Annotated in this window: 20 protein-coding genes; 11 read left to right on the top strand and 9 right to left on the bottom strand. The window is 66.1% G+C overall.

All coding sequences use genetic code 11. The annotated features are described in order from the left end of the window. Positions 1–111 precede the first annotated feature (111 nt). Complete coding sequence (locus ACFE7D_RS11315; RefSeq protein ID WP_375395520.1) at positions 112–351, bottom strand: type II toxin-antitoxin system Phd/YefM family antitoxin; 240 nt, start codon at positions 349–351, stop codon at positions 112–114. A gap of 91 nt (positions 352–442) precedes the next feature. Between ACFE7D_RS11315 and ACFE7D_RS11310 the strand changes: the two genes are divergently transcribed. Further along, entirely contained in the window at positions 443–1432 is a 990-nt protein-coding gene (locus ACFE7D_RS11310; protein ID WP_375395519.1) for a glycosyltransferase family 2 protein, read from the top strand. Here the strand turns inward: ACFE7D_RS11310 and ACFE7D_RS11305 are convergent. The 4 genes from ACFE7D_RS11305 to ACFE7D_RS11290 all read right to left on the bottom strand — a co-directional run bounded on the left by ACFE7D_RS11305 (position 1429) and on the right by ACFE7D_RS11290 (position 3287). Then, on the bottom strand, positions 1429–2157 hold the full coding sequence (locus ACFE7D_RS11305) for a class I SAM-dependent methyltransferase (protein ID WP_375395518.1): 729 nt from the start codon (positions 2155–2157) through the stop codon (positions 1429–1431). The two genes, ACFE7D_RS11310 and ACFE7D_RS11305, sit on opposite strands and share 4 nt — an antisense overlap. A 1-nt stretch (position 2158) precedes the next feature. Then, positions 2159–2587: a GtrA family protein gene (locus tag ACFE7D_RS11300; protein WP_375395517.1), complete on the bottom strand. Its 429-nt coding sequence runs from the start codon at positions 2585–2587 to the stop codon at positions 2159–2161. 62 nt (positions 2588–2649) lie between these two features. Next, the gene (locus tag ACFE7D_RS11295; RefSeq protein ID WP_375395516.1) at positions 2650–3102 is read right to left on the bottom strand and encodes a hypothetical protein; all 453 of its coding nucleotides are present in this window, start codon (positions 3100–3102) and stop codon (positions 2650–2652) included. After that, positions 3099–3287, bottom strand: a complete 189-nt coding sequence (locus ACFE7D_RS11290) for a hypothetical protein (RefSeq protein ID WP_375395515.1) — start codon at positions 3285–3287, stop codon at positions 3099–3101. Before ACFE7D_RS11290 ends, ACFE7D_RS11295 begins: the two co-directional genes overlap by 4 nt. A 220-nt stretch (positions 3288–3507) precedes the next feature. Here ACFE7D_RS11290 and ACFE7D_RS11285 point away from each other — a divergent pair, with 220 nt between their 5' ends. Further along, positions 3508–3984, top strand: a complete 477-nt coding sequence (locus ACFE7D_RS11285; RefSeq protein ID WP_375395514.1) for a winged helix-turn-helix transcriptional regulator — start codon at positions 3508–3510, stop codon at positions 3982–3984. 135 nt (positions 3985–4119) lie between these two features. Here the strand turns inward: ACFE7D_RS11285 and ACFE7D_RS11280 are convergent, their stop codons facing one another. Beyond that, positions 4120–5331, bottom strand: coding sequence for an LL-diaminopimelate aminotransferase (locus ACFE7D_RS11280; protein WP_375395513.1), 1212 nt, complete (start codon positions 5329–5331; stop codon positions 4120–4122). A gap of 145 nt (positions 5332–5476) precedes the next feature. Here ACFE7D_RS11280 and ACFE7D_RS11275 point away from each other — a divergent pair, with 145 nt between their 5' ends. The 6 genes from ACFE7D_RS11275 to ACFE7D_RS11250 all read left to right on the top strand — a co-directional run bounded on the left by ACFE7D_RS11275 (position 5477) and on the right by ACFE7D_RS11250 (position 11914). Continuing rightward, the gene (locus ACFE7D_RS11275; RefSeq protein ID WP_375395512.1) at positions 5477–7192 is read left to right on the top strand and encodes a PHA/PHB synthase family protein; all 1716 of its coding nucleotides are present in this window, start codon (positions 5477–5479) and stop codon (positions 7190–7192) included. 173 nt (positions 7193–7365) lie between these two features. Continuing rightward, positions 7366–7815 (top strand): phasin family protein, encoded by a 450-nt coding sequence (locus ACFE7D_RS11270; protein ID WP_375395511.1) that lies wholly within the window; start codon positions 7366–7368, stop codon positions 7813–7815. A 137-nt stretch (positions 7816–7952) separates the two neighbouring features. After that, complete coding sequence (clpS, locus tag ACFE7D_RS11265; protein WP_375395521.1) at positions 7953–8282, top strand: ATP-dependent Clp protease adapter ClpS; 330 nt, start codon at positions 7953–7955, stop codon at positions 8280–8282. Positions 8283–8472: 190 nt separating this feature from the next. Continuing rightward, entirely contained in the window at positions 8473–9399 is a 927-nt protein-coding gene (locus ACFE7D_RS11260; protein WP_375395510.1) for an ABC transporter ATP-binding protein, read from the top strand. After that, positions 9396–10628 (top strand): ABC transporter permease, encoded by a 1233-nt coding sequence (locus ACFE7D_RS11255; RefSeq protein WP_375395509.1) that lies wholly within the window; start codon positions 9396–9398, stop codon positions 10626–10628. Before ACFE7D_RS11260 ends, ACFE7D_RS11255 begins: the two co-directional genes overlap by 4 nt. 44 nt (positions 10629–10672) lie before the next feature. Next, positions 10673–11914, top strand: a complete 1242-nt coding sequence (locus ACFE7D_RS11250; protein ID WP_375395508.1) for a cytochrome P450 — start codon at positions 10673–10675, stop codon at positions 11912–11914. Positions 11915–11950: 36 nt separating this feature from the next. Here the strand turns inward: ACFE7D_RS11250 and ACFE7D_RS11245 are convergent, their stop codons facing one another. Beyond that, entirely contained in the window at positions 11951–12232 is a 282-nt protein-coding gene (locus ACFE7D_RS11245) for a hypothetical protein (RefSeq protein WP_174284973.1), read from the bottom strand. A 101-nt stretch (positions 12233–12333) separates the two neighbouring features. Between ACFE7D_RS11245 and msrB the strand changes: the two genes are divergently transcribed. After that, entirely contained in the window at positions 12334–12840 is a 507-nt protein-coding gene (msrB, locus tag ACFE7D_RS11240; RefSeq protein ID WP_375395507.1) for a peptide-methionine (R)-S-oxide reductase MsrB, read from the top strand. 105 nt (positions 12841–12945) lie between these two features. Here msrB and ACFE7D_RS11235 read toward each other — a convergent pair whose 3' ends face one another. Beyond that, entirely contained in the window at positions 12946–13479 is a 534-nt protein-coding gene (locus ACFE7D_RS11235) for a CHAP domain-containing protein (protein ID WP_375395506.1), read from the bottom strand. Positions 13480–13797: 318 nt separating this feature from the next. Further along, the gene (locus tag ACFE7D_RS11230; RefSeq protein ID WP_375395505.1) at positions 13798–14046 is read right to left on the bottom strand and encodes a hypothetical protein; all 249 of its coding nucleotides are present in this window, start codon (positions 14044–14046) and stop codon (positions 13798–13800) included. Between the two features lie 41 nt (positions 14047–14087). Between ACFE7D_RS11230 and ACFE7D_RS11225 the strand changes: the two genes are divergently transcribed. After that, positions 14088–14384 carry a hypothetical protein gene (locus ACFE7D_RS11225; protein WP_375395504.1) on the top strand — a complete coding sequence of 99 codons (297 nt, stop codon included), beginning with the start codon at positions 14088–14090 and terminating at the stop codon, positions 14382–14384. Beyond that, positions 14351–15079, top strand: a 729-nt coding sequence (locus ACFE7D_RS11220; RefSeq protein WP_375395503.1) for an acyl-CoA dehydrogenase family protein, incomplete at its 3' end; no start/stop codon positions are given. The genes ACFE7D_RS11225 and ACFE7D_RS11220, both read left to right, overlap by 34 nt.

Here is a 15079-nt window from a genome sequence, read left to right as displayed (position 1 = left end):
GAATCAGAACTATCGGCTCAGTGGAATCCCTAAAATGTCACCGCGTCCTAGTGCCGAGCCGCGCGCTATTCTCGAACCACCATGCCAGCGCATGCGTATCGAGCAGCAGCCTCACCCGCCCTCCCAGAGCAACAGGTCTTCTTCGGACATCGGCTCGAAAAAGCTGTCCGGCACTGAAATACGGCCGGCCAGCGCGCCAGGCACGCGGTCGGGCTTGCGCTCCTCCACCGGAACCAGCCTCACCTGCGCCTTGTCGCCGCGCGCGATGACGATCTCCTCGCCACCCATTGCGCGCGCCACGAGACTCGACAAATGCGTCTTCGCTTCGTGCATCTTGACCGTCGTCGCCATATCGACCTCCTGCATCCCCACTTAGCTAAGTTAGCCCATCTTTTCAACGAGCAGGTGACGATGCGGGATGCGCGCGCTACCAATAGCCATTATGCACCGTCCCGCGCTGTCGATCGTCGTCCCCTGCTATAACGAGGCCGCCTGCCTCGATCCGCTGCACGCGCGGATCACCGCTGCGGCGCACGGCGTGGTCGCCGAGGATTACGAGATCGTCCTCATCAACGACGGATCGCGCGACGACAGCTGGGCGGTCATGCAACGCCTCGCCGCGGCCGATCCGCGGCTGGTCGCGATCAACCTGTCGCGCAACCATGGCCACCAGTTGGCGCTGACCGCCGGGCTCGATCTGTGCGGTGGCGCGCAGATCCTCGTCATCGACGCCGACCTGCAGGACCCCCCCGAACTCCTTGCCGACATGCGTGCGGCGATGGTCGCCCGGGCCGCCGACGTCGTCTATGCCGTCCGCCGCAAGCGCGACGGCGAGACGCTGTTCAAGAAGGCGACCGCGGCGCTGTTCTACCGCGTGCTGGACCGTGTCACCGACACGCCGATCCCGCTCGACACCGGCGATTTCCGGCTGATGAGCCGACGTGCGCTCGACGCGTTCCTGTCGCTGCCCGAACAGGCGCGCTTCATCCGCGGGATGGTCGCCTGGGTCGGTTTCCGCCAGGTGCCGTTCCCGTACGATCGTGCCGAACGGCATGCGGGCGAGACCAATTACCCGATCGGCAAGATGATCCGGCTGGCGTTCGACGCGGTGACCGGCTTCTCCACCGCCCCCTTGCGCTTCGCCAGCCATGCCGGGCTCGCGCTGACGGGCGCGTCGCTATTGCTGTTCGTCTATATCGCGATCGGATTCTTCACCGGCAGCGCGGTGCAGGGCTGGACCTCGACGATGCTGGTCGTCGTGCTGCTGGGCGCAGTGCAGATGTTCGTGCTGGGAATGATCGGCGAATATCTGGGGCGGCTGTACATCGAATCGAAGCACCGGCCGCTGTACATCGTCGCCGACGTGGCGGGGCCGGTGCTGGGGCGGGCGACACTGGGGTTTCGGGCGGAGCCGACGGAGACCGACGCCTAGCGCGGCACCGCCAGCGTCACGATCGACACCCCCGGCGTCATCGGCACCCGCCCGACCAGATGCCGCTCCAGCCGGAAGATCCGCTCGAACAGCGCGTTGACCGGTTTCGCCGGCGGCGAATCGTCGCTGTCGTCGCGCCCCGTCAGCCGCCCGGCGACGCGCGCCGCGGCGGCAAGCGGGAACAGCAGCGAATTGAAATAGCCGAGCTTTACCGGCTTCAGCCCCGCCGCCCCGATCGCGGCGACCAAAGTCTTCTTCGAATAGCGCCGGTGATGATGGTTGACCGTGTCGTGCGCACTCCACATCCATTGATGCGCGGGCACCGCGATCAGGATCTTGCCGCCGGGCCTCAGGCATCTCGCCATCGCGGCGAGCGCGGCGACGTCGTCCGCGATATGTTCGACGACATCGAGCACCGCGACCAGATCATAGGCCGCGCGCGGCACGCCCGGCAGTTCGGGGAGCGGCGCCGCACCGACCGTTTTGCCCAGCCGCGCGGTTGCGATGGCACGCGCCGCCGGATCGATCTCGATCGCATCGACGGTGCCGAACCCGCTCAGCATCGGCAGATTGTGCCCGGTGCCGCACCCTATCTCCAGGATGCGCGCGCCCTCGGGCAAATCGGCATAGCGCGTCAGGTAATCCGCCAGGATATCGCGGCGCGCGCGGTACCACCAATGCGTCGAATCATGCGCGGCCATGCGGTCGTAGACGATGCGATCCATATCAGCCGAACACCCAGAAACGGTTGAGCACGAAAGTGACGATCGCCGCGAGGAAGATCGCAGGGATTAGCGGCACCCAAGGCGACAGATGCAGCAGCGCGGTGCCGACCCAGGTCACGACCGCGTTCAGCGCCAGTCCCGACGCCTGGACCGCGACGAACTTGCCATGCTGCACGAAGCCGCCGTCGCGCGTGCCGTGATCCTTGAAGCTCCATTTGCTGTGGAGAAAGAACCCGACCGTCACCGCGACGGCGAACGCGAACGGCACCGCCAGCACTGCGCGTACCCCCGGAAACACGAAATGCGTCAGCGGCAGATAGACGAGCGAATAGACGATACTCGACACCCCGCCCGCGATGCCGAAGCGCACCAGCTGCCCCAGCACCCCGCTCGCCCGCATCGCATCGAACCGTCGCAACAGCGCCGTCACGTCCGCCCTTCCTAATGTCGCGATCGACCTAGAGTCCGCGGACGATATCCGCAACGCCGCGATCAGGCGGCGATTGGCATTCGTCCTTCTTCATCGTCATTTGCCGCGGATCGCCGCGAACCGCGCGAGACGCTTCGCATGCGGCGATGGCGTGAAGCCAGGTAACGGATTGGAGCCACGACACGCGACGCGAAGCTTCGCAACGGCGCCGTCGAGGATATCAGCAACACTGCGACCGCCATGTCTGCATAGGTCGCGACGTCGAACGCAACGCTCCACGCTACTAGTTCTGGCGCGCCCATGCCGAGGAAAGCGACTATGTCGTCGCCGAGCCAGCGGGAAGCGACGAACGTCACGAGGACTACGCTCGCCATCATCACGACATGACCCCGCGTAATCCGCGCAAGCAACGCGGCAGGTCGATCGACCATCCACACCCGCAACCCGCGTGCGATCGGCGTCGCCGGTGCGATCGTCATCGTCAGCCACAGGCCGATCATCAGCGTCGCGATCATGATCCCGTCCCCCCCATGCCGTCGTACGCGTTGCCGCCCGCGGTGAAGCTGGACAGCGAACCGACGCTCCGCACGACCAACTGGCACAGGACCATGTCGCGTTCGGCGGCGCGGGGCGCGACATGCGCGCCGTTCCTAAGCGACCAATAGGTCGCATGCGTCATCAGCCCGGACCTGGTCGGCACGGCGGCAGGTACCGCGACATGATAACCGCCGACTTGCGCGGGTGCAGCCGCCGGAATGGCGAGCAGCGCCGACGCGGCGACGATGAGCGGTCATGGCTGTCTCCGGCAAAGGTTGCGAATCGCTATCTATGCTGCAGGCAAAACAGTAGCAAGACAAAACCTATCGGCTCTGGGCAGATTGGCCGATCTGCGGTAAAGGAGAGCTCAGAGGATGTCGTCGATGGAATTGCGCGAACCGTCGCTGAAATGCAGCCTGCCCGCCGCGCTGGAGGCGGTGGGCGAACGCTGGTCGTTCCTGATCCTGCGCGCGGCGTTCAACGGGCTGCACCATTTCGAGGAATTCCAGTCCGAACTGGGCATCGCGCGCAACATCCTGGCGAACCGGCTCGGCCGGCTGGTCGAGCATGGCATATTGGCGCGGCAGACGATCCCCGAGGATCGACGCAAGATCGCCTATGGCCTGACCGACAAGGGCTTCGCGCTGCTGCCGACGATGATCGCGCTCCGGCAATGGGGCGAGCGGTGGGAGACAGGCGTACCCGCCTATCCGATCCTGGTCGACGAACGAGATCGGCGGCCGTTGCAGCCGATCTCGGTCCTGTCGCAGGACGGTCGCGTGCTGGGTAAGGGCGATTTGATCTGGGCGCTGCCCGGCGATGTCGCGCGCGATCCGGACGAGATGCAGGCGGCGGAGTAGGGGTGCGGCGCTTGTCGCTGTCAGATGAAATCTGGTGTTCCCCTGCGAAAGCGGGGGCCCAGGGTAATGAGGTCATCGCGCGTAACCCTGGGCTCCCGCGTTCGCGGGAGAACGGCATTGCCATGGACTACGGCGCTACCCCGCCCCCTGCGCCGGCGTGTTCACCCCCATCGATTGCAGATATCGCCGCACGTTGCGCGCCGCCTGGCGAAGGCGCTGTTCGTTCTCGACCATCGCGACCCGGACGAAGCCCTCGCCATTCTCGCCGTAACCGACCCCCGGCGCGACCGCGACCTGGGCGTGGGTCAGCAATTGCTTGGTGAACTCCAGGCTGCCCAGATGCCTGAGCGCGGGCGGCAGCGGTGCCCAGGCGAACATCGATGCGGCAGGCGACGGGATGTCCCATCCCGCCCGCGCGAAGCTTTCGACCAGCACGTCGCGGCGCTTGTGATAGAGCTGTCGGTTCTTTTCCACGATGTCCTGCGGGCCGTTGAGCGCGGCGCACGCCGCCGCCTGGATCGGCGTGAATGCGCCATAATCCAGATACGACTTCACCCGAGTCATCGCCGCGATCAGTTTCATGTTGCCGACCGCGAAGCCCATCCGCCAGCCGGCCATCGAATAGGTTTTCGACAGCGAGGTGAATTCCACCGCGACGTGCTTCGCGCCCTTCACCTGCAAGACCGAGACCGTCGGCTTGCCGTCGAAATACAGTTCGGAATAGGCGAGATCGGACACGATCCAGACCTGATTGGCGCGCGCCCAGTCGATCAGCCGTTCGTAGAACGCAAGGTCGACCGTCTCCGCGGTCGGGTTCGACGGATAGTTCACGACCAGCACGCTCGGCCGCGGCACGGTGAAGGCAATCGCGCGCTCCAGGCTTGCAAAATACGCTTCGTCGGGGGTCGTCGGCACCGCGCGGATCGTGGCGCCCGCGATGATGAAACCGAAAGTGTGGATCGGGTAGCTCGGGTTCGGCGCGAGCACGACGTCGCCCGGCGCGGTGATCGCGGTGGCGAGGCTGGCAAGCCCCTCCTTCGATCCCATCGTCACCACGACTTCGGTTTCGGGGTCGAGGTCGACGCCGAACCGGCGGCCATAATAATTGGCCTGTGCTCGCCTCAGCCCGGGAATGCCCCTGGACTGCGAATAGCCGTGCGCGCCGGGCTTGCGCGCGACCTCGATCAGCTTTTCGATGACATGCGACGGCGGCGGCAGATCGGGATTGCCCATGCCGAGATCGATGATGTCCTCCCCGCCGGCGCGCGCCGCCGCCCGCATGCCGTTGACTTCGGCGATGACGTATGGCGGCAGGCGTTTGATGCGGTAGAATTCGTCGTCTGACATGGGGCGGACCCTTTCGCCGCATCGTTTACATCACCTGTCACCCTGACGAAAGCGGCGGTCTCGTGATCGTCGGGCCGGCATCCCCAAGAGATGCCGACTTCCGCTGGCATGACATTTGGGGGTAGGAGACGGCCAGGAGATGCGCATGGCCGAACAAACGCCACCCGACGATTCGCCGCCGCCCGCGGGCGATTGGCCGCAGCAGATGCTCGAGATGCAGCGTGCCGCGGTCGAGACCGGGATCGCCGCGCTGGAACGGCCGGGCGCGGTGCCGGTCGTCCCCGGCCTGACCGATCCTGCCGCGCTGGCACGCGCACGCGATTTCTGGCGCGACGGGTTCGCGCTGTGGGAGCGGTTCCTCGACCCCGTCCCGCAGCAAAGCGACGCGCCCGAACGCGACAGGCGTTTCAAGGCGGTGGCCTGGCGCGAGCATCCCGGTTTCGACCTGATGCGCCGAAGCTACGACCTGATATCCGCGCATCTGCTGCGCGCGGTCGAGGGGATCGAGGGGATCGACGATGCCGCACGCGAGCGGCTTCGCTTCGCGGCGCGGGGCATGATCGATGCGATCAGCCCCGCCAATTTCGCGCTGACCAATCCGGAGGTGATCGCGAAGACCATCGCCACGCGCGGCGACAATCTGGTCAAGGGGATGTCGCATTTCCTCGGCGATCTCGCACGCGGCCAGCTGACTCATGTCGCGGACGATGCCTTCGAAGTGGGGCGCAACCTGGCGACCACGCCGGGTCAGGTCATTCACCGGACGCCGCTGTACGAACTCATCCAATATGCGCCGGCGACCGACGCGGTGCTGGCGACCCCGCTCGTGATCTTCCCGCCATGGATCAACCGTTTCTACATCCTCGACCTGACGCCGGAGAAGAGCTTCATCCGCTGGGCGGTCGACCAGGGACTGACGGTGTTCATGGTGTCGTGGAAATCCGCCGACGCGAGCATGGCCGACGTCGTTTGGGACGATTATATCGCCGCGCAGCGCGACGCGGTCGATACCGTGCGCGCGCTGCTGGACGTGCCGGCGGTGCATGCGATCGGCTACTGCGTCGCGGGTACGACGCTTGCCGCCACGCTCGCGGTCCAGGCGGCGGAGGGGCAGGCGGACCGCGTGGAAAGTGCGACCTTCTTCACTGCGCAGGTCGATTTCGCCGATGCGGGGGATCTGAAGCTGTTCGTGACCGACCACCAGCTCGCGCTGGTGAAGGCGCTGTCGGCGGACGGGTACCTCGACGGGCGCTACATGGCGATGACGTTCAACACGCTGCGTGCCCGTGACCTGATCTGGAACTACGTCACCGACAATTATCTGCTCGGGCAGGATTATGCGGCGTTCGACTTGCTCCACTGGAACGGCGACACGACCAATCTGCCGGGCAAATGGCACATGAGCTATCTGACCGATCTCTACCGCGACAACCGGCTGGTGCAGCCCGGTGCCTTGTCCGCCGGCGGTACGCCGATCGACCTGCGCAAGGTCGCGACGCCGACCTATGTCCAGGCGGGGCGCGAGGACCATATCGCGCCGGCGGCGAGCGTGTGGAAGATCACCGAGCAATTCGCCGGACCGATCCGTTTCGTGCTGGCGGGATCGGGGCATATCGCCGGCGTCGTCAACCCGCCGGCATCGGGCAAATATCAATATTGGACCAACGGCGGCACGCCCGCATCGCTCGACGATTTCGTCGCCGGCGCGACCGAGACCAAGGGCAGCTGGTGGCCCGACTGGATCGTCTGGCTGCGCGGTTTCGGCGAGGCGACCGTCGCACCGACGGGCGCCCGGATCCCGGGCGGGGGTGCCTTGCCGGCGATCGAGGCGGCACCGGGGACATATGTCCGGACGCGCTGACGACCGCGTTTGCTGCACTGCGCAACGGGCTTGATTTCCGCCGGCGTCATGCATATTGTGCGCTGCAGCATGAAGCTGGAGCGACGCATATGACCCTGTCCACCGCCAAGGCCGTGCGCGCTGCACCGAAAAAACCGCCCGTCCGGGCCGCATCCACAGTCAGGGAGATACCGATGAACGTCATGAGCAGGAATATCGCCGAAGAGACCCAGGCCAAGGCGACGGCGATGTTCGCCGATGTCGGCGATCGCGCCAAGGGTGCGATGGAGCAAAGCGCCAAGATGGTCGAAGAGATCAATGCGTTCGGCAAGGGCAATGTCGAGGCCGTCGTCGAATCGGGCAAGATCGCCGCGCGCGGCATCGAGACGATGGGCCAGGATTCGGCCGCTTATGCCCGCAGGTCGTTCGAGGGCGCGACCGCCGCGATCCGCACGCTCGCGTCGGTCAAGTCGCCGACCGAATTCATGAAGCTCCAGTCCGATTATGCCCGCAGCATGTTCGACGCGATGATCGCCGAGACGTCGCGTTCGACCGAAGCGATGCTGAAGCTGGCGGGCGAAGTCGCGCAGCCGATTTCGAACCGCATGGCGATCGCGGCCGACAAGATGAAGGTCGCCGCATAGCTACCGCCCACTTGCATGAACGCGACCGACGAAAGGGCGGCCGTCCGGCAGGGACGGTCGCCCTTTTACCGTTCGGGCCCTTGCCCTTGCGTCGCCATTTGCCATATCTGCGCGCTATGCAGCCAGACTCGACCGGGATGGCCCAGCGCCGCGACGACGACCGCGAAGACGGCACCGGCACCGGTATCGCCACCAGGACGCGCAGCCGGACCAGGCAGCCGACGCCTTACCGCGTGCTGATGCTGAACGACGACTATACGCCGATGGAATTCGTCGTCCTGTGCCTCCAGCGGTTTTTCCGGATGAACATGGAAGAGGCGACGCGAGTCATGCTCCACGTCCATCAGAAGGGTGTGGGGGTGTGCGGCGTGTTCAGCTACGAAGTCGCGGAGACGAAGGTCGGGCAGGTCATGGACTTCGCCCGGCAGAACCAGCACCCGCTGCAATGCACGCTGGAGAAGGCGTAGGGTCGTCCTTCTACGGCAGGCCGTGCGTAAACGACCAAATGACGCCCGCTCTTTCCGTCATGCCGGGCTCGACCCCGGCGCAAGGCCGGGGTGACGAGAAGTACCGCCCGATGGCGCGCTATCCGCTTGTCCTCCACCGCTTTCCCTCGCTACCCTGCACCGGCCGGCGTTCGGCGCTAGGGGGACGGTGTTGAATAACGGACTGGCCATTGCGGCCAATGGCCTCGTCAAGCGTTTCGGTGACCGGCGTGTGGTCGACGGCATCGATATCGCGGTGCCGGCGGGGACGATCTACGGCGTGCTCGGCCCCAATGGCGCGGGCAAGACCACGACGCTCAGGATGCTGCTCGGGATCATCGAACCCGATACGGGCGATCGGGTGTTGCTCGGCTGCGCGCATCCGCGCGATGCCGGGGACCGGGTCGGCTATCTGCCCGAGGAACGCGGACTGTATCCGGCGATGAAGGCGCGCGAGGCGATCGCGTTCATGGGCGCGCTTCGCGGGCTCGACTGGAAGACGGGACGCGCACGCGCGGTCGAACTTATGGAAGGGGCGGGCCTCGGCCATGCCATGGATACGAAAATCCGCAAATTGTCGAAGGGGATGGCGCAGCTCGTCCAGCTGCTCGGCTCGGTCGTCCACCGGCCCGATCTGCTCGTGCTCGACGAACCCTTTTCGGGGCTCGATCCGGTCAATCAGGAACGGCTCGAGGCGATGATCCTGGCCGAACGCGACCGCGGCGCGACGATCCTCCTGTCGACGCACGTCATGGCGCATGCGCAGCGGCTATGCGATCGGCTGGCGATCATCGCCGGCGGCAAGCGGCGGTTCGAGGGGACGGTGGGCGAGGCACGCGCGACCTTGCCCGACCGGGTGCAGTATCGGCCGCGCCACGCCGACGCGGAAATCGGGGCGTCGCTGCCGCCGGATGCGGTGCGCGACGGCGGCGAATGGCGCTTCGCGTTGCCCCCCGGGGGGATCGAACCGCTGCTCGTCCGATTGATCGATGCGGGCCACGGCATCGCCGGCCTGTCGATCGATCGCCCGGGGTTGCACGAGGCGTTCGTTCGGATCGTCGGCGAACAGGCGACCGCGCCGCCGGGGGATGCGGCATGAGCGACCTGCGCCGAAGCATCCGCCAGACGCTGACCATCGCGCGGCGCGATTTCATCGCGACGGTCTTCACGCCGATCTTCCTGCTGTTCCTGTTCGCGCCCGTCATCATGGGGTCGTTCGGAGCGATCGGCGGCATGGGCGCGGCAAGCGTCGCGGACGGCGGCGGGGGCGACAAGTCGCGGGTCGTCGCGATCGTGCCGTCGACGCTCGCCGCCCCGATCGCCGCCGCCGATGCGCGGCTCCGTGGGGGATTTCGGCCCGACGAGGCACCGCCTGCGCTGCTGACGACCGCGCCGGCGGACGATCCCGCCAGACAAGCGCATGCCGCGTTCGACGATCATCGCTATGAAGCCGCGGCCGTGCTGTACGGGCCGCTCGACCGCCCGACCATCCTCTACGGCGCGCGCGGATCGCGGGCGGCGGATTATCTCGCGCTGCTGGCGCAGACCACGCTGGCCGCGCAGCAACTGGGCGGCACGCTGCCGACGGTGGCCGCGACCAAGCGACCGATCGTGCGCGGGCATGCCACGCCGGGCGGGCGGCACCAGTCGGCCTTCTTCGCGGTCTTCGGCATCTTCTTCCTGACCTTGTTACTTGCAGGGCAAGTCGTCGGCACGATGGCGGAAGAACGCAACAACAAGGTGATCGAGGTGCTTGCCGCGGCGGTGCCGCTGGAAAGCGTGTTCCTCGGCAAGCTGCTCGGCATGTTCGGGGTCGCGTTGCTGTTCGTCGCCTTCTGGGCGACGGTCGTCAGCCAGGTGTCGATGCTGCTGCCCCAGTCGATCGCGGCCGGGTTGCACGATCTGGCACCAGCGGTCGGCGCGCCGATGTTCGCGGTCCTGTTCATCGCCTATTTCGCGATGGCGTATCTGCTGCTCGGATCGGTGTTCCTCGGCGTCGGCGCGCAGGCGTCGACGATGCGCGAGATCCAGATGCTGTCGCTGCCGATCACGATCCTGCAAGTCGCGATGTTCGCGCTGTCGTCCGCCGCGGCGGCGCGGCCGGGCAGTTGGGTCGCGACCTTCGCGGAGATATTCCCGCTGTCATCGCCGTTCGCGATGGCCGGGCTCGCGGCGAATGCGCCGGCGCTCTGGCCGCATCTGCTCGCGCTGTCGTGGCAGCTGTTATGGGTCGCGATCTTCATCGCGATCGGCGCGCGGCTGTTCCGCCGCGGGGTATTGCAATCGGGCAGCGCCCGGCCGTTCCGGAAGCGCGCCAAAGCCAATTGACAAGGATGTCAGTAAACGCTTTCCTGTCGCCGAGGAGAGAGAACATGGCGACGCTGGTACAGGATTCGGCTCACGATATTCCGGTCGATCCGCTGGATGTCAGTCGTGCCGAACTCTACCGCGACGATGTCTGGCAGGCGCCGTTCGCGAAGCTGCGTGCCGAAGCCCCGGTCTATCGATGCGAACATAGCGACTATGGCCCCTATTGGTCGGTGTCGTCGTACAAGCCGATCGTCGAGATCGAATCGCTGCCGGAGCTGTATTCGTCCGAAGTCGGCGGGATCGCGCTCGCGGATTTCCTGTCCGACAGCAATGTCCGGCTGCCGATGTTCATCGCGCGCGACCGGCCGGTGCATACCGGGCAGCGCCGCACCATCGCCCCCGCCTTCACGCCATCGGAAATGACGCGCCTTTCGGGCAACATCCGCGCGCGGACCGCCGCGATGCTCGACAGCCTCGACGTCGGCAAGCCGTTCGACTGGGTCGATACCGTCGCGATCGAACTGACGACGCAGATGCTGGCGCTGCTGTTCGATTTTCCCTGGGAAGACCGGCGCAAGCTGACATTCTGGTCGGACTGGGCGGGCGACATCGAACTGGTGAAGACCGAGGCGCTTCGCAAGGAACGACTTGGCTACATGTTCGAATGCGGGGCCTATTTCCAGCAATTGTGGAATTCGAAGGTCGGCCGGGAACAGACCCCCGACCTGATTTCGATGATGATCCATTCGGACGCTATGGCGCAGATGGATCAATATGAATTCATCGGCAATCTGATCCTGCTGATCGTCGGCGGCAACGACACGACCCGCAACACGATGTCCGCGCTGGCCTACGGGCTCGACGTGTTTCCCGACGAGCGCGCGAAGCTGGAGGGGGACCCGACGCTGATCCCCAACGCGGTGAGCGAGATCATCCGTTGGCAGACCCCGCTCGCGCACATGCGCCGCACCGCGACCGCGGATACCGAACTGATGGGACAACAGATCAAGGCCGGCGACAAGCTGGCGCTGTGGTACATCTCCGCCAACCGCGACGAGAGCGTGTTCGGCGACGATGCCGACGCGATCCGGGTGGACCGGGCGAACGCGCGGCGGCATCTGGCGTTCGGGCACGGCATCCACCGCTGCGTCGGTGCGCGTCTCGCCGAACTGCAGATCAGCATCCTGCTGGAGGAAATGGCGAAACGGCGGATGCGGGTGAATGTGGTCGGTGAGCCGACGCGGATCGCGGCGTGTTTCGTCCACGGCTACCGCGCGTTGCCCGTGGAGGTCAGCCGGTATTGATGCCTTCGGCGGCCCCGATTGCGAAGGAACGGGAACTCAATTCGGCTTGATCGTCTCCACCCGCACCGTTTCGATATCGCCCGAACAGTCCCCGTTGCCGCGCGCCTGTACGGCAACGGGATTTGCGCGGCCCATCGTCCAGTTCGCCTGCATCCGCACACGCGGGTTCGGCGCGCACCAGATTTCGCCGGTGTCGTTGATCGCGGTGACCCAGATCAGGTTATGCTCCTGCCCGTAATCGATGACCGCGATGGCGAAACCCGCGCCCTTGTCGAGGACATGGACCGGGATCGGCGGTTCCAGCTGCTGAAAGCTCAATTTCCTGCTCCAAGTTAGCTTCCGCCAATCGCTTGGCCCGACGGGAAGTTCCCGTCGACGACCCACTGGCACCGGCAATCAGGCCAACCTATATCAGTCGTATGAAACATGCCGCGAACCGCCGGGATTTTCTGACCATCGCCGGCACCGGCACTGCGGGCCTGGCGCTGTTCGGATGCAGCAGCGCGCCGGCACGCGCCGCGGAAAAGTTTCCGTACACGCTGACCGACGCGCAGTGGCACAGGAAGCTGTCCCCGGCCGCCTATGACGTGCTGCGCAAGGAAGGGACCGAGCGTGCCTTTACCAGTCCGCTGAACGACGAGCATCGCGCCGGCGTGTTCGCCTGCGGGGGCTGCGGACGGCCCGCATTTTCTTCCAGGACGAAATTCGACAGCGGCACGGGCTGGCCGAGCTTCTGGCAACCGCTGCCCGATGCGGTGGCGTCACGCACCGATACCTCGCTAGGGATGGATCGCGACGAGATCCATTGTCGCCGTTGCGGAAGCCATTTGGGGCATGTGTTCGACGACGGACCAAAGCCGACGGGCAAGCGCTACTGCATGAACGGCGTCGCGCTGACGTTTACGGCGGGGAAGGCTCAGGCCTAACTCGTCACCCCGGCTTTGCGCCGGGGGTCCATCGTGCAGCGAGATCAACAGGCGTTGTTGTTCGCGGAGCCATGGATGCCGGCGCAAGGCCGGCATGACGGGGTTCTACTGGACGTCGTTCACCAGCGTGAAGATGCCGCGGGGGTCGGTCGGGCCGTGCTGCGCGATCTGCGGTATCGGCTGGTCGTGGCCGCCATAGATGAAACCGCTGGTCGCATAGGCCGAGGTGCCGAGCGCGCCTTGCGGCGCGTACCACACCTTCACCATGCTCCAGTCGCCGGCATCCGATACGTCGACCGCGCGGACGTCGGTTTCGATTCGGCCGGGATGCGACCAGTTGGCGTGCGTCAGCAGGACCTCGCGGTCGCCGACGATTTTCGACACCATCGCGACATGGCCGACGCGCATCCGGTGCGAGGCCTGGAACGCGAGCACCGCGCCGACCTTGGGGGTGTGGCCGCGGTCGTAATGACCGACCGCCTGGCCCCACCAGGTGTTCGCGTTGCCGCGGATCCGGATACCCGATACTTCGCGAGCATAGGGCGCGCACTGCCAGAACTGGGCCGCTGCCGGAGCGGCCATCGACAGGGCGCACGATACCATCAGCGCGAATCGCGCTGTCAAAGTCTTGAATGTCATGAGACCCCCCAAAGGTCGCTGGACGGTTGTTGATCCTGGGCTAGGGGGATCGCCGATTAATGGGAAGGGGGGCGGGAACCGTTTCCGACGAACGGTGTTTCAGCGGCGACGATCCGGGACGCGCGGTTTCGCCTCGCTCGACTGGTCGTTCCAGCCCCTCCGTTCATCGTCGAACCGGCCAGCGCCGTTCCGGCGAAGCGTCGATCGACGCTGCGTTGCCCGAGCCGCGACTGGCGATTCGCGTGCGCTGCGGTCGAACGGAAAGCACGCAAATCCGGTCATCTGAACGAATCGAGCGCGGACAGGAGCCACGGCGCATCAGCATCCCGGCTTGCGCGAGTGCCGATCGTCAGGCCGCCGTCGATCAGGATATGCGGCATGGCGGATGCCGAGCGCGACCGAGCGCAGCAGCAGCGCCATCGTCCGGTCCCAATCGTCGGCGGAGACCGTGTCGATCGGATCGCGCGATCCGCCGGCACCCGCATTGTTGAACAGGATGTCGATCCCCCGCCGTCGTCCGCCGTCTGCAGCAGCGTGACGATGTCCGCCTCGCTGGTCACGTCGCACCGCTGGAAGACGATACGGCCATTGGACGGCGCGGCGATCGCGTGACCGCCTGCTTCGTCGATATCGCCGATGACGACCTGCGCGCCGTCGTCCGCCAACCGGTGCGCGGTCGCGCGGTCGCGCGGCCGATGCCCGACGCACCGCCGGTCACGACCGCACGCTTCCCTGAAAACCGCATCCTCATGTCCTTTTTTTGGGACCGTAGTATGGGGCTGGAGGTCGTAAATCGCGGTCTTTTAGAAAAACCGGTTTGCAGGCCGGGGGCGACGATACTACCAGCCGTCATCCTGCTGGCGGAGCGCTCATGTCCCTCGACCCCGAAACCTTCGACGCGCTGATCGAGACGCTGCGCCGCTTCGTCGTCGAACGGCTGCGCCCGCTGGAGGCGGAGGTCGAGGCGAACGACGCGATCCCGCCTGCCGTCATCGCCGAGATGAAGGACATGGGCCTGTTCGGCCTGTCGATCGCGGAGGACTATGGCGGGCTCGGCCTCACGATGGTCGAGGAATGCCGCGTCGCGATGGAGATGGGGCGCACGACGCCCGCCTTCCGATCCACGTTCGGCACCAATGTCGGGATCGGCAGCCAGGGGCTGGTGATGGCGGGCACACCCGAACAGAAGGCGCATTGGCTGCCGCGGATCGCAAGCGGTGAAGTGGTGACCAGCTTCGCGCTGACCGAACCCGATATCGGATCGGACTCGGGCGCGGTGAAGACGCGTGCGGTGCGCGACGGCGATGTCTACCGCCTGTCAGGCACGAAGCGCTACATCACCAATGCCGACAAGGCGGACCTCTTCACCGTCATGGCGCGCACCGGCGAGGATAAGGGTGCGCGCGGCGTCTCCGCCTTCCTGGTGCCGCGCGATCTGCCGGGCGTGACGATCGGCGCGCCGGAAAAGAAGATGGGTCAGAAGGGTGCCAGGGTCGCCGACGTCAATTTCGACGACGTCCCCGTTCCCGCCGCGAACCGGCTGGGCGCGGAAGGCGAAGGCTTCAAGATCGCGATGCGCGTGCTCGATCGCGGGCGGCTG

The organism is uncultured Sphingomonas sp. (assembly GCF_964244235.1).
GTDB lineage: Bacteria > Pseudomonadota > Alphaproteobacteria > Sphingomonadales > Sphingomonadaceae > Sphingomonas.
The sequence above is the reverse complement of the archived record's forward strand: the minus strand, read 5'-3'. Positions and strand labels throughout refer to the sequence as shown.